General features: G+C 48.1%; 13 protein-coding genes. 1 reads left to right on the top strand and 12 read right to left on the bottom strand.

The features are described from left to right. Nucleotides 1-88 precede the first annotated feature (88 nt). The gene (locus BC351_RS04160; RefSeq protein WP_244208880.1) at nt 89-982 is read left to right on the top strand and encodes an AraC family transcriptional regulator; all 894 of its coding nucleotides are present in this window, start codon (nt 89-91) and stop codon (nt 980-982) included. On the opposite strand, the gene BC351_RS04155 is transcribed toward BC351_RS04160, so the two are convergent. From BC351_RS04155 to BC351_RS04100, 12 genes are all read right to left on the bottom strand, one after another. Then, a complete protein-coding gene (locus tag BC351_RS04155) occupies nt 966-1,571 on the bottom strand; it encodes a YitT family protein (RefSeq protein WP_079409459.1) in 606 nt (201 codons plus the stop codon). The two genes, BC351_RS04160 and BC351_RS04155, sit on opposite strands and share 17 nt — an antisense overlap. Continuing rightward, nucleotides 1,568-1,795 carry a hypothetical protein gene (locus tag BC351_RS04150; RefSeq protein WP_079409458.1) on the bottom strand — a complete coding sequence of 76 codons (228 nt, stop codon included), beginning with the start codon at nt 1,793-1,795 and terminating at the stop codon, nt 1,568-1,570. Before BC351_RS04150 ends, BC351_RS04155 begins: the two co-directional genes overlap by 4 nt. 171 nt (nt 1,796-1,966) lie before the next feature. After that, a complete protein-coding gene (ald, locus tag BC351_RS04145; protein ID WP_079409457.1) occupies nt 1,967-3,082 on the bottom strand; it encodes an alanine dehydrogenase in 1,116 nt (371 codons plus the stop codon). A 124-nt stretch (nt 3,083-3,206) separates the two neighbouring features. Continuing rightward, complete coding sequence (locus tag BC351_RS04140; protein WP_079409456.1) at nt 3,207-4,856, bottom strand: PucR family transcriptional regulator; 1,650 nt, start codon at nt 4,854-4,856, stop codon at nt 3,207-3,209. Between the two features lie 167 nt (nt 4,857-5,023). Then, complete coding sequence (locus BC351_RS04135) at nt 5,024-6,175, bottom strand: DUF2264 domain-containing protein (RefSeq protein ID WP_079409455.1); 1,152 nt, start codon at nt 6,173-6,175, stop codon at nt 5,024-5,026. Beyond that, nucleotides 6,168-7,289 (bottom strand): glycoside hydrolase family 88 protein, encoded by a 1,122-nt coding sequence (locus BC351_RS04130; RefSeq protein ID WP_079409454.1) that lies wholly within the window; start codon nt 7,287-7,289, stop codon nt 6,168-6,170. Before BC351_RS04130 ends, BC351_RS04135 begins: the two co-directional genes overlap by 8 nt. A gap of 18 nt (nt 7,290-7,307) precedes the next feature. Beyond that, the gene (locus BC351_RS04125) at nt 7,308-8,324 is read right to left on the bottom strand and encodes a LacI family DNA-binding transcriptional regulator (protein WP_079409453.1); all 1,017 of its coding nucleotides are present in this window, start codon (nt 8,322-8,324) and stop codon (nt 7,308-7,310) included. 146 nt (nt 8,325-8,470) lie between these two features. Beyond that, a complete protein-coding gene (locus BC351_RS04120; protein ID WP_079409452.1) occupies nt 8,471-9,817 on the bottom strand; it encodes an ABC transporter substrate-binding protein in 1,347 nt (448 codons plus the stop codon). 601 nt (nt 9,818-10,418) lie between these two features. Next, the gene (locus BC351_RS04115; RefSeq protein ID WP_079409451.1) at nt 10,419-11,399 is read right to left on the bottom strand and encodes an LLM class flavin-dependent oxidoreductase; all 981 of its coding nucleotides are present in this window, start codon (nt 11,397-11,399) and stop codon (nt 10,419-10,421) included. A gap of 24 nt (nt 11,400-11,423) precedes the next feature. Beyond that, nucleotides 11,424-12,206 carry an SDR family NAD(P)-dependent oxidoreductase gene (locus BC351_RS04110; protein WP_079409450.1) on the bottom strand — a complete coding sequence of 261 codons (783 nt, stop codon included), beginning with the start codon at nt 12,204-12,206 and terminating at the stop codon, nt 11,424-11,426. A gap of 143 nt (nt 12,207-12,349) precedes the next feature. Beyond that, nucleotides 12,350-13,435 (bottom strand): Gfo/Idh/MocA family protein, encoded by a 1,086-nt coding sequence (locus BC351_RS04105; protein ID WP_079409449.1) that lies wholly within the window; start codon nt 13,433-13,435, stop codon nt 12,350-12,352. Nucleotides 13,436-13,465: 30 nt separating this feature from the next. After that, a complete protein-coding gene (locus tag BC351_RS04100) occupies nt 13,466-14,545 on the bottom strand; it encodes a Gfo/Idh/MocA family protein (protein ID WP_079409448.1) in 1,080 nt (359 codons plus the stop codon). Nucleotides 14,546-14,582 lie beyond the last annotated feature (37 nt).

The raw sequence follows: 14,582 nt of genomic DNA, 5'->3' as shown, positions 1-14,582 counted from the left end.
ATATACTACATGGTGTACCATAGTATTTATATAGTGTTTTCCAACCACATTTTTAAAAATATCAACCTTTTCAAAGGAGTGATTTGCGATGATGAGCTCACCGATTTTGCACTTTATTTCCCCTCCAGTTCCTTATTTCATCGACTGCGGCCGTTTCCAATACCAGGAAGGCGAGCAGCATGTAAGCCGAAACCAGATCGGTGTATTTGATTTAATGGTCGTGACAAAAGGAACCTTGCACTTGGGTGAAGGAACGACAGAGTGGACGATTCAAGAAGGCGAAGCTTTCATCTTAAGACCGGACGCGAATCATTATGGAACCATTCCTTGTGCAAGTGTGACGGAGATTATTTGGATTCATTTCCAAACGTTTGGCGCGTGGGATGAGTGCAGCAACATGAACGAATGCCTGGACAATCAACAAACGTTAATTGCCAATCACAAGCAAATGGCTTATTTAAATCACAGCGAGGTATGCTCCGTATTTATCCCCAAATTTATGAAGCTGTCGCAGAAAGCGCTCGACATATTGGAGCAGTTCTTCCAATTGGACGAAGAGCCGCGTTCACTGCGGAATTGGAAGCGGCAAGGTGTCTTCCAGCAATTCATGCAATTGGTCGATCGCGACCTCGCGGCAACCTCTGATGTGACCGCCTTCCATCTAGCGGAGAAAGTCGAGCTGTTCTTGCGGCAGAATTATACACAGAAGCTGACGAATACCCTTTTGCAGCAGGAATTGAATTATCATCCTAATTATTTGGCCAAATGTATGCTCAAAGTGTATGGCGTTACGCCGATGGACTACTTATTTCAATACCGGATCGAGCAGGCCAAGAAGCTGCTTCTCCAAACCAAATGGAGTATGGCTCGCATCGCAGAAGAAGTTGGCTTTCAGCACGGCTCGTACTTCTCCTTCTGCTTCTCCAGCAAAGAAGGTATCTCACCGATGAACTTCCGCCGAAAGTTTATTGGTCATGCTTAGCGAAGCCATTGCCCACCACTTCGCGGACATCGCTGAAGCTGACGAAAGCGGCTGGATCTACGCGGTGGACCAGCTTTTTGAGCTTAATAATCTCTTTGCGGCTTACAATACAGTAAATCACTTCGCTATGTTTACCCTTATAGCCGCCTCTTCCTTCCAAGAATGTGATGCCACGCAGTAATTCTGTCATGATCTCATTGCCAATCTGAATAGGTTTAGCCGTTACGATGAACGCAGCTCGTGCGCCAGAAGCACCTTCCAGCACAAAATCAATCACTTTTGCTCCAACAACAATCGCAACTAACGTATACATGGCCCGATTGAGGTCCAAATAGATTAAAGACAGCAGCAGGACAATGCAATCAATCGCAAAAATGGTCTTCGCGATCCCGATTCCATAATGCTTCAACAAAAGCCGCGCGATAATGTCCGTCCCTTCCGTCATTCCTTCAAATCGGAACACAATGCCGAACCCAAGACCTGCCTTGTCGGCAGGTTCAGCAGCTTCTTGGCTGCTTTTTGCGGCTGAGACGGCTTTTTTTGGCGGGCTCAGCTTGCTTTTTCGGGGGTTGGGGCTGCTTGCTTTCACGAGTCGGCCTTTTTGGCAGGCTCAGCGGCTTCTTGGCTGCTTTTTGCCACTGAGACTGCTTTTTTGGCGGGCTCAGCTTGCTTTTTCGGGGGTTGGGGCTGCTTGCTTTCACGAGTCGGCCTTTTTGGCAGGCTCAGCGGCTTCTTGGCTGCTTTTTGCCACTGAGACTGCTTTTTTGGCGGGCTCAGCTTGATTTTTCGGGGATTGGGGCTGCTTGCTTTCACGAGACGGCCTTTTTGGCAGGCTCAGCAACTTCTTGGCTGCTTTTTGCGGCTGAGACGGCTTTTTTTGCGGGCTCAGCTTGCTTTATCTAGGGTTGAGGGGTTGCTTTTGCGAAACCGCCAACCGCCAAAAAGACTTTCGCATCTCTGCGAAAGTCTAATTAATTCACTTATTTACTTAAGTATCGAGTAAATATCTGTATACGTGTAGCCATGCGCCTCGGCGACCGCTTGGTAGGTCACGTACCCGGACGCCACATTGATGCCTTTGGCAATGGCTTTGTTGTCCAAAGCTGCGCGGGCATAGCCTTTGCTCGCGATCTGCAAGCCATACGTTGTCGTAACATTCGTTAGCGCCAATGTCGAAGTGCGAGCTACGGCGCCAGGCATGTTCGCCACTGCGTAATGGATGACCCCATGCTTCACATAGGTTGGCTCATCATGCGTGGTAATGCGGTCAATCGTCTCGATGGAGCCGCCTTGATCAATCGCCACGTCAACGATGACGCTGCCTGGGCTCATCTTTTTCACCATTTCTTCCGTCACAAGACGTGGAGCGCGAGCTCCCGGAATCAAAACAGCGCCAACCACTAAATCCGCATGACGCACAACTTCAGCGATGTTATAGGGATTGGACATGATCGTTTTCACGCGACCTTGGAATTGATCATCCAGTTGACGAAGCCGATCCGCGTTCAAATCCACGATCGTGACGTCAGCACCGAGTCCTACTGCCATTTTGGCTGCATTGGCGCCAACAATTCCGCCGCCGATTATGGCGACTTTCCCTGGCTCAACGCCAGGTACGCCGCTGAGGAGAATACCTTTGCCGCCATGCGCTTTCTCCAGAAAGTGCGCGCCGATTTGTACGGACATGCGGCCTGCTACTTCGCTCATCGGTGTCAATAAGGGAAGACTGCCATTGTCGAGTTGAATCGTCTCGTAAGCGATAGCGGTTACTTTATTTTCAGCCAAGGCATGCGTTAATTCTGCCTCTGGCGCTAAGTGTAAATACGTGTAGAGAATTAATCCTTCATGGAAGAAGCCGTATTCCTCAGGAAGAGGTTCTTTCACTTTAACGACCATTTCTGCTGCCCATACTTCGGCTGCTGTATCTACAATCGTTGCTCCTGCTTCAACATACGCTTCATCTGTAAAACCGATGCTGTGACCTGCCAACGTTTCTACGAGAACCTCATGCCCTGCTTTTTTGTAAGAATGTACGGAACTAGGTGTCATGCCCACACGAAACTCATTATTTTTAATTTCTTTGGGGACTCCGATGATCATAGGGCATCTACCTTTCTTCATGATCCCCTTATTGGGGATCTGTCTCTACTTGTCGTTTCCAAGTATAAAACGGATCCCCCTTCGTTCCATTAGACAAATTGTCAAAAATCTAAGCGATTTCTTTTCACAATTTCAGTACCGGATTGATTAATTGATAGGCGCGAATTGCTACTTGCAAGGCTAAGCGTTTCTCGGGAAGCATGTAGTCGGCGCCCAGCAATTCTTCTATTTTTTCCAAACGATAATAGAGCGATTGCCTCACGATAAAAAGCTGCTGAGCTGCAATTTGCTTCGATCCGTCATTGTCCAAATACACCTTCAGGGTGCGCAGCAGCTCACTTCCTTTGGTCTGATCATGGTCGATGATCGGCCCCAAATAGGTGCGTACAAAAGCTTGCAAAATCTGCTTGTCAGCAATATGCAGCAGCAATTGAAACACGCCCAGCTCATCGAAAAATATGACCTTCCCCTGCAGCGTTGGCGCCAGTGAAATGGCTTGAAGGGCTTCCTGATAGCTAATATGAGCTTGCATGAAACTGAGATTACGCTGACCAATTCCAATGGTCAGCTTCATTTGTTCCTCAGCCTTCATAGCCAGCAGCGAATGAAATACTTGCTGCAGCCTCTCCTTGAAAGGCCGTTTGGGTGCTTTATCGAAAGCTACAACGACGAGTTTGTTATTTTTCAAAGTAATCAAGGGATGGAACGAATGTTGTTCAAAAACAGAGCGAACAGACAGCGATAGATGAATGCCTATTGACTCCGTGCCCTCGTCCTGCAAGCTATGATTCTCTTGTTCCTGTTCAAATTCAATAAGAATAACATGATAAGGCAGCTCATTCAGCTGCTTAAATTCGTTGCCAATCAAGACTTTGATCTGCTCTTCATCTCGAATCCGGAGATGCAGCAGGTCGTCCACCCACAAGGTTTGTGAATATAATTTACGCTCTTCCATATAGCGCTTGCGCAGCAAATCCTGAGCGATAGACAACGAGGCAGAGTCCATAATCAAGTACTCATATTCCTGCGGCTTCCGGCTAAGGATCAGGATGAGATGCGCCCATGTTTTCCCCATTGCCCCGACTGGCTGCACGATAACGGTTTGGCCGTCTATCTCCTCTACCGAAGGAACGGGTGCCTGCCCATGATCGGAGGTTTCAGCCAGTTTTCCTGCTAGACAACTCAGCCAATGCCCTGATTCCCGGCTAGACACCGGAGGAATAAACTTGGGCTGTCCGTCCTGCGGGACATAGATCACTTGAGCTTTGGTACTGCTTTGAAGCAAGCCAAGCACGTGATTAACTCCTTGGGAAGTCAGAGTCATACGGTGAAATTCACGTGATATTTTTTCCAAATCCTGCAAAGCTTTATGGTGCTGGTTAATCATATGCGCATGGATATCCTGCGTAATGTCGATGAATCGTACACTTTGCGGAAATATAATAAGCGGAAGTTGACAGGCTTCAGCTGCGCTTAGCCACTCTTGCGGAATGGTGCTGACATTGTGACCCATCTCAATACATAGGCAGGAGACCTGATTATGTATCAACTGATCCAGATAAGTCATGAAAGCTGCTGTATCATTCTTGAAAGCAGCACCTGTCGTCAGAATCAGCTCGCCGCCTTGCAGCAATTGTTCGAAATGGATCACCTCGATAATATGGACCCAGCGAACAAGCCGCTGCAATCCTTCTTTGCCCGCTGCGAGATACGCATGCTGGAAAGTAGGACGAGCCAGTACTTCCTGTACCGTTAATTGATAGTCATGATTCAAAAGAGTCACTCCGCTTTCTACCCGCTCATCTAAAGTTATCCACAATCGCCCACAAAGGTTATATGTGGATGAATTTGTTCACCATAGGGCTGCAATCTCCCCTTCCAGTTTACATGAAAAAAGCGCCTGTTTCACTAGGAAACAGAACGCATGGATGTAAGCAGCCGCTATAACGCTTTATCAATGGCGACGGTGTGGCCTGACCACACCTTCTGGGATGTCCAGGGGGTATCAGCCCCCTGCCAAAATGCATTCTCAGCCGATAAGCCTAAAGGCAGGAAAACCGCAGAGCATAAGTATAAACTGCCTGTAGAAATGTACGTTTCTCCAAGCTCAGGCTGGTGACCGCATAGACCGATCGTGAGCCAGCCGGCTTCGTCGAAGGTGCCAGGTGCTTCAATCAATCTGCGGATGACAGCGCCAAGCGCGCCTCGGACTTGAGCTGGCGCAACTTCGGGCGGCAGTTCGCCGCGCATTGCCGTCTGGGCAAGCGATTGAAACGCCCCGAATCGGTAGGCAAGGGAGCGGCCAATAACCGGAAACGTCCCCTCGGGGGAAATCGATCGTTCCTGTACAGCTGCAAAGCGCTGGGCCCTTGTAATGACAGGCTTGCGCATGCTTGCCCACTCCTCGTAATGGTCACCCACCTGATCAAGAATTTCAACCAGCATAGGCTGAATGACGAAGCTGTTGTAATAGTCGGCGTGGTAGTGCGGACCGTCCCCGTACATCCCATCGCCTAGATACCACTGTTCGTGTTGTTTCAGCGCATAATCTACGCGCATCGGGTCCCAATCCTCGCCCATGTACCTCAGCGCCGTTTCCGTCATTGCCGCAAACAACAGCCAATTACTGAAACCCGGCTTGCGCGTTCGCGTCGCCTTCATCGCTTGTGCCAGATTGCTTTTGACACGACTGTCCAGCTGATGCCATAACGCATTTGGGGCTCTTAGAATCGCATTAGCCAGAAACGCCGTATCCACAATGGGCTGGAACCCTTGACTGAAATTCAGGAAATCCGGCGATTCCGGATCCGTTCCTGCATCAAGCGCTGTCCGGGCAAGCTCGCCATAGTGAAGCCGCAGCTTCTCTTCTTCGGCATCAAGCGCAGGTGTCTCCAACCAAGGAGAGAGACCAACCAAGGTGCGGGCGAAAGCCTCAAGATGCGAATACTGGAGCTGCTCTTGTTTTTTATTTTCAACAGGCATCGTTGCCCGCAGTTTTTTTGCTGCCAAAGCGTTTAACACGGGATCGGCGATCCGAAGCATCGTTTGTAACCAATAGCAACGTTCTTCGCTGTTCGCAAAGCTTTTATTCATACCAGTATCCTTTGATTCCTTTGTCCAAACGAACCAACGCTTCCAAGTAGTAATAATCGCCCCAGATCATATAATCATCCGGTGCATTCCCGCCGCGAACACTATAGGAACCCCGCTCAATGAAGCCCTGCGCATCAGGTTTGCCAATTGTCGCATACGATTTGACTAACCCTGTCATAGAGCGTTGAATTGCTTCTTGCAAATACGCGCGATCAGGATCGTCTGCCGCTAAATGCTCAAGAATTTCCAAAGCCCCTGCTGAAGCAATGGCGGACGCCGAGCTATCGCGTTTCGTCTCCGCATTCACCGGTGCGTTGAAGTCCCAATATACCACGTCATCTTCCGGCAAGCGGTCGAAGAAATAACGAGCAAGACGTTTCGCAGTTTCCAGATAAAGTGGATTTTTGGTGTAGTGATATGAAAGGGCAAAGCCATAAATTCCCCAAGCTTGACCACGAGTCCAAGTGGAGCCGTCTTGATAGCCTTGATGTGTACCGCCGCGTAATGGCTCACCTGTTTCTTGATCAAAGTAGAACGTATGATAAGAGGAATCATCACCGCGAACTAAATAACGACGGCTTAAGTCAGCATGAATGACGGCCACTTCTTTGTATTTTGCATCGCCCGTTTGTTCATACGCCCAATACAGCAGCGGCAAGTTCAGCATACAGTCGATAATAATGCGGCCACCGTTTTCCTCGTTGCCTTCCGCGCCCCATGCTTGAATGTACTGGCCTTTCGGTCTCCAGCGCTTCATAAGCACATCTGCTGCTTGCAGTGTCAATTGTTTGGCCGATTCGTCCTTCTCAATAATCCACTGTGCTTTGGAAGATAATGAGTATAAGAAGCCAATATCGTGGTGATCCAGCGCTACATTCTTTTCAATTCTTTCTTTGAAGCTCGCAACCGTTTTCACAGCCGCTTGGCGGAACGCTTCATCGCCGCTGTATTGGTAGCCAAGCCACAAAATACCGGACCAAAAACCATCTGTCCAATCGTTGTTAGGATTCAGGTGGTACACATCGTTCTCACTAACGTGAGGGAACAAATCCCCAAAACGCTCAATATTCGTTTTTGTTTTCGCTAATGCGTCTTCAATGGCTTGCTTCCACATGTTAAAATCACTCCGTCTCTAAATTTTAGTTGTTTCTCGTTCAATGAACACCAGCGGAACCTCGATCTCTCGAACTTCATCCGTTTCGGGCTGATTAGTCAGCTTATTAAGCAGTTTATTTATGGCCATTTTGGCTTGATAGCTATAGGGAATATCCCAGCTTGAAATACCAGGAAAGCTGTTTATAGCGATGTAATCGTTATTAATGCCAATGAGTTGAAGCTGCTTAGGGAAATTGAGCTGCAATTTATTAGCTGCTGTCAGCAGTTTCAATGCCACATGATCGTCAAAAGCAACAATGCCTACAGGGGCGCTATGACGCTGCAGCAAATCTTTTAAATACGCTTCCATATCCAGTTCTCTGTGCTCTACAATTTCATGAACAAGCTGGCTGCCATATTGCGAAGCACCCGCCATGAAGCCCATGCGCCGCTGTTCATCAATGACCTTCGAGACTTTGCTGCCTACATAACAGAGCACGGTGCACCCGCGATCCACCAGCACTTGACAAGATTGCTTGCATGCCTCGGCGAATCCTAAGTTCACGGAACCGATAGAGATATCCTCCGGCCAATCCCATCCGTTGATGAGAACTAATGGTGTCCCACTGTTTACAATGGATCGTGTGGATTCAAAGCCCATTGCCAAACCATGACAGATCAATCCATCTACTCTGCGCTGCTGCAGCACTTCCAAATTTCGGCGTTCAATATCGGGATCGAATCCTCCGGATGAAAAAACCGACAAGTGATAGCCCGCATTGTGTGCTTCAATCTGCAAATGCTCAGCCAGCTGGCCGTAATAACTCGTCAAACCGGGAACAATAAGTCCAATCTCAAATGTTTTGTTGCGGCTTAATCCCGCCGCCATCGTATTTCGCCGATATCCCAGCTGCTCAGCTGCCAATTCGACTTTGCGAATCGTCTCTTTGGACGATCGAATACCACCTCGATTCAGCACATTGGAGACGGTGGCAATCGATACACCAGCTGCTTCTGCCACTTCTACAATTGTGACTTGTTTGGGCTTGCTCATCCTTGGTTCAACTCCGTTTTGTTAAACGTTTAACATACTCTATTAGCTTAATTTGAAACGTTTAACCTGTCAAGCTGAAAATATAAAAAAAGACCGAGCAGCTTCATGTACGAAGACGCCTCGATCTTTCTATTCCATCCACTTATTTATTTTTTATTTTTTTCTAAAATAGCATTCGCATCCTTGCGGAATTTGGCTGCCGCTTCTTCCACGCTTGTTTTTTTGTACAGAATTTGCTCACTGGCCGACTTCAGCAATTTCTCTACCTCGATGGAGCCAACCGGATTCGGTGGATCCATTTGGCTGCTGTTTTGCTCAGCCCATGCGACGTAGTCGAAGATTTTCACTTCGTTTGGCGACAACAACGGCTTCAGGGCATCTTTTACTTTGGAGGAAACCGGTACACCGCGGTCGCCTTTAATCAATTTATTCGCTTCAATATCGTTCACGAAGAAGTTGATAAATTTCGCAGCTTCTTCTTTCTGTTTCGAGCTGTTCGCGATGGAGAAATACATGCTTGGTTTCAAGAAAAGACCTTTATTTCCATTGCGTCCTGGAAGTGGCGCCAATTCAAGCGGACGGTCTTTGACCAAGTTAGCGACAGCCAAGAACTGGTTGGACCACCCATTGCCTGTAATCGCATTGCCCAGTAAGATTTCGTCTTCTTCCGCTACACCTTTCTTTTGCGACTCTTTGTCGAGGGAAAGGATGCTTCCGGAATCGTACCATTTCTGGTAGCGCTTGAAGTAATCGATGAATGGCTTATCATCATTGAAACCAAGAGCGGTTCCGTCTGCATTGTACATTTTTTGATCGATGGAACGCAGGTAGTACGGGAAGAAGACTTCATGATGAAGAGCGAAACCGCCGATTTGCTTGCCTTTTGCTTTCGCTTTCGCCGCAATCGCATCATAATCGTCCCATGTCCAATCTTTACCTGGAACATCAATGCCGAGACTTTTAAACGTATTCACATCAAGCGTTGTAGCCAGTGCGTTGACGCCTAAGTTCATAGCAACCAGTTTGCCGCCGACTTCACCGCCGGAAACCGCGTTCGGGCTGATGGAGGATACATCAATCAAGCCATTTTTTGTGTAAGCTGAGAGATCTGCCAGCTGATTTTTGCCGCCATATTGGGTGAGGTAAGAGATATCCATTTGGATAATATCCGGTAATTGGTTCGCCGATGCTTGAGGAGCCAGCTTTTTCCAATAATCATCAAATGGCGCGTATTCCGCTTCAATTTTGACATTCGGATGCGCCTTCTCATACATCTCAATCACTTTCAACGTGTAATCGTGACGCGCTTGACCTCCCCACCAGGCCACACGAAGCTTAACCGGATCTGTACTTGGCGCTGCTGTTGCGGTGGCTGTGGCTGCCTTGGTTGGTTCGCTGCTTGCCGCAGGTGTTGGAGTTGTCTTGCTTGAAGAGCATGCTGCTGCCGTAAACATCATGGATAGTGACAACGCTAAAGTGAATACTTTTTTCATCTCTAATCCTCCCCTGAGTGAGCCGATCGATTTTGGATAACGCTTACATGTTTATTATCCAACTTTCCAACCTAAAGTTTAATCCAGAAAGTAGAGGAGTTTGTTTAAAAAACAGTGATAAAAAAATACAAAAAAAAATAAAACCAACGACACCTTTCTTACGTATACCTAATTATGTGTACTATTCTTTAGGGTTAGGGAGGTTTCTTGCTTATGACAACGACACTTGCTTTTCACCAAACCGCTTCAATCCGTGATATGATCTCCATGTTGGTCTGGTATTTACGTAAGAAGCGCAAAGCGTAACTGGACTCGCACCCCTACGATGCACCAAGCGCGAGAACAACCATGATCAAGGCTATTTGAAGTCAAAGATGTGATCCACCGTTTTTTTGAGGTAGGTTTTGTCTCCAATACAAGAAGGCTGTATCTTTGTAGAAGCTCTACGAAGGATACAGCCTTTTTACTGTTCTAGGAAATTAGTAGCTCGTAGACAGCCAGTTCACTTTGGCTGAAAGGCTGAAAATCAGCCTTACGAACAAGCAGGTACGCGCGAAAAGCGCCCAGCGCTGGTTTTTTCAGCCCTCAAAAACAAAGACCGCTAAACCAAAACCGAACCCAAAAGCTCATAAGAGCGAAGCCGCTTCTCATAGTCAGCAATTGGCGTAACAATAAGAAATTCATCAATGTGAGCCAGCTGAGCTAGGCCCACTAGCTGACGCTTAACGGTTTCAGCCGTTCCAACTAACAACTTGCGCCCTGCTGCAGATTGCATCTTTTGTCCATCACGCGCTACAGCCAGCGATTGCGGCACTTCCCCATTCTGTCTCAGAGGCATATCAGGCTGCGATTGCTGCCAAGGTACACCCTCGGAGGCTAGAGATAAAGCCTCCTCCTCTGTTGGCGCACATATAACGCCTATGGCTATCATGGCGCGTGGCGTTTGAACTTGCGGGGATGGTTGAAAGTTATTTCGATAAGCTGCTACCATCTCCAGAGCATCGCTGTCGCTCATAAACTGTCCAAACACATAACCCGTACCGTAGGCTGCGGCGAAGTCCGCGCTTTTGCGATTCGTTCCCAACATCCATACTTCCGGCGGTATAGAAGGCAATGGCCTTGCATGAACGACTTGGCCCTCACATTCAAACTGATCGTTCAGTAAAGCCATTAAAGCTGACAAGGAATTCGGAAGCTGCCTGACATTGTCCAGAAAGTTGCCGCTTAGCGCAATCGTCACCTGAGCTGAACCCCCGGGTGCCCTGCCTATCCCCAGATCAACTCGTCCTGGATACAAGGTAGCCAGCATATGAAAAACTTCAGCTACCTTCAGCGGCTTATAATGAGGCAGCAGCAATGCGCCCGAGCCGAGGCGAATTCGCTGCGTTCTCGCACCGATATGTGCGAGAAGCACCTCAGGGGATGTGCAAGCCAATCCAGGCATATCATGATGTTCAGCGACCCAATAACGCGTGTATCCCCACATTTCTGCCTGCTGAGCCAGCTTAACAGACTGTTCTATGGCATAAGCAGGCTCAGCAGGAGGAATAACCGGAACAAGATCTAGCACACTTAGCTTCATACGAATGTTCCCCTTTGATATTTCTTACAATGCTTCCCCTTTGCCGCCATCAATATTGACGGAAGTACCTGTCACGTATGAAGCTGCATCCGAGGATAAAAAGGTAATAACATTCGCCGCCTCTTCCGCATTGCCGATGCGGCCAAGCGGGATGTCGTGTCTGGGATCACGGGCATATTCGTCCCAAGTCAGTTCAGGCGCCTCGCGCTTCCAGCCTTTTTCCAGCTGATCGCTGCGGATTTTGCCTATACAGACAGTGTTGACACGAATTCCATGGGCAGCGAGATCCTTGCTCATCGCATTCGTTAACGCTAGCCCTGCCGCCCGACTGACGGAAGTTGGCAATGAGGAGGCTGGCGGTGTTTTGGCCGCGGATGTCGTGAGATTTACGATTGAACCTCCACCGGCTTGACGCATATAAGGTATCGCATAACGGGAGCAATGAATAGCTCCGAATAATTTCAGCTCCAGATCCTGACGCCAGATCTCCGTTCTCACTTGCTCGAATGGCGCCGCAGCGGATGTTCCCGCATTGTTCACCAGAATATGCAATCCTCCGAATCGCTGGAAGGTTTGCTCTACTGCGCGCTTGCAATCCTCTTCCGAAGTCACATCCGCTTGGATGCTGAACACTTCGCCATCAGTCACATTGGCAATATGAATAGCAGCTTCCTGAAGCTGCTCGGCATTGCGAGCAAGAATCGCTACTTTAGCTCCTTCACGAGACATCGCGATGGCTGTCGCTAGCCCGATACCTTTACTTCCTCCAGTAATAAGCGCCACTTTTCCTTGCAAGCCCAATTGCATAACTTCACGCATCCTTTCTTTCAGCTAATATCATTAAATTGCTCTAAGCCAAGCATACTCCGTTTACGCGCATATATACAAATTTGGTTAAAAAGAAAAAGAGAGGCATCGCCTCTCCCTTGTCCATTCCGTATTCATTGGAATTAATTTTGAAGATAAACCGCTTCTCCAGTACGCGCAGATTCATAAATCGCTTCAAGGATTTGTGAAACAACATATGCTTGTTCCGGTGTCACAACAGGCTGCGTATCATTTTCAATGGCTTTAATCCATGTGCGCATTTCCAAATCAGCATCGCTTTCTACAGCCCCGTCGTAGAAGGCTACTCCGCCTGCTTTCAGGTCGACTTCCGTCGTATACAAACGGCTGTGCTTCTCGCCATTAATGCGAAGTCCGCCTTTCATATCCGCTCCGCCTTCTGTACCGCTAAGGGAACATTTGGCTTCATCCACTTCCAGCGTGTTCAGGGCCCAGCTGGATTCCAGGATAATCGTTGCCCCGTTCTCCATAACAACCATGCCGAACGCAGAATCTTCTACGGTGAATTTACTTGGATCCCATGGGCCCCAGGCATTAGCCGCATTCTCTTTCTGCGATAATTTGTGATAGGACGTACCCAGCACGACTTTCGGCTTGTAGTTATCCATCATCCAAAGCGTTAAATCGAGTGCATGCGTACCAATATCAATCAGCGGTCCGCCGCCTTGTTTCTCTTCATCCAGGAATACGCCCCAAGTCGGAACAGCACGACGGCGAATCGCATGAGCTTTGGCAAAATAAATTTCACCAAGCTCGCCTTCCTCGCAGACACGTTTCAAATGCTGGCTGTCCGGACGGAATCGGTTATTATAGCCAATGGTCAGCTTCTTGCCTGTGCGCTTCGCTGTTTCTGCCATACGCTTAGCATCAGCCGCCGTTTTAGCCATTGGCTTCTCACACATCACATGCTTGCCCGCTTCAAGAGCAGCGATCGCAATTGAAGCATGAGAATCATTTGGCGTCAACACATGTACAATGTCAATGGTAGCGTCTTTCAGAAGCTCGGTGTAATCCTCGTATACTTTAGCGCCTTTAGCTCCATATTTCTCGGAAGCTTCCGCTGCGCGTTCTGGAACAATATCACAGAAAGCGACCAGCTCAACATTTGTTAGTTTTTTTAGACTTGGCAGATGCTTGCCGTTGGCAATTCCCCCACAGCCGATAATACCGATACGAAATAGTCGTGACATGTCAATTCCTCCAAAATGGTTTGTTTTATATTAAAGCAAGTCGATGGTCACTTCTCGTTTCGATAAGGACGAACGGATAATCCCATCAATAATGGCTTGATTGCGTACGATTTGCTCGCCAGGGATAGGCGCTGGCTTGCCTTCACGAACAGCCTCGACGAAATCGCGGACTTTTTCGTTGAACAAATTTTTGTTATGTTCGATTAATGGAATTTGGCTTTCGGTATGATGGCCTCTGACGTCGTGGAAATACGTAATGGCACCTACATTTCCATCAAATACGCCGCTCCATGGACCTTTACCGGCAGGCGTTACTTTCAAGCCGCCATCGGTCCCCAAAAATAGAGTTGGCCCCAATGTATCCATATGCATAGCCCACGATATTTTAAAATTAAGCACAAGATCATCTTCGAACCGAATCATCGCTACGCCAAAATCTTCGACATCAAACCGGCTTGCTTCGTTATGATACAGCGGATTAGTGCCAAAATAATTACTGCTGTAAGCGGATACGGTAAGCGGTTTCGGATAGCCCATTGCATTCAGAGCCATATCGAGTGAATAACAGCCAATATCAGCCATTGCACCCGCACCGGCAATTTCTTTGCTAATAAACGTTCCGCCAGGCATGCCTCTGCGTCGCCCGCCGCCTGTTTCTACATAATAAACTTTGCCGAGCTGACCGGATTGCACGACATCCTGAATAATTTTCATATTCGGATCGTATCTCGGTTGAAAGCCCACATTCAGCATGAAGCCTGTTTGTTTGGCGGTTTGCGCCATTTCTACGGCTTCTTCCAAAGTTACAGACATCGGCTTTTCCAGCATGACGTTCTTGCCTGCACGCAAAGAATCGACTGTCGTTTGATAATGCGCCACATTCGGTGTGCAAATGCTCACTCCATCCAGCTCTAACTCCAACAGCTTCCTGTAGTCGTCAAAAGGCTGAGCTGACGGAATACGCCAGAAATCAATAAACTGTGCAGCTTTACCTGGTATTTGATCCGCTACCGCAACAATTTCTACGTCGGCTAGTTCTTGATAGGCTTTTACATGCGAGCCTGCAATGCCTCCGCTGCCAATAATACCGATCTTCAACGTTCTGCTCATTGAGATTCCCTCATCGCTATGTGATATTAAGACATCC

The sequence above is a fragment of the Paenibacillus ferrarius genome, assembly GCF_002027705.1.
Classification (GTDB): Bacteria; Bacillota; Bacilli; order Paenibacillales; family NBRC-103111; genus Paenibacillus_E; species Paenibacillus_E ferrarius.
The sequence above is the reverse complement of the archived record's forward strand: the minus strand, read 5'-3'. Positions and strand labels throughout refer to the sequence as shown.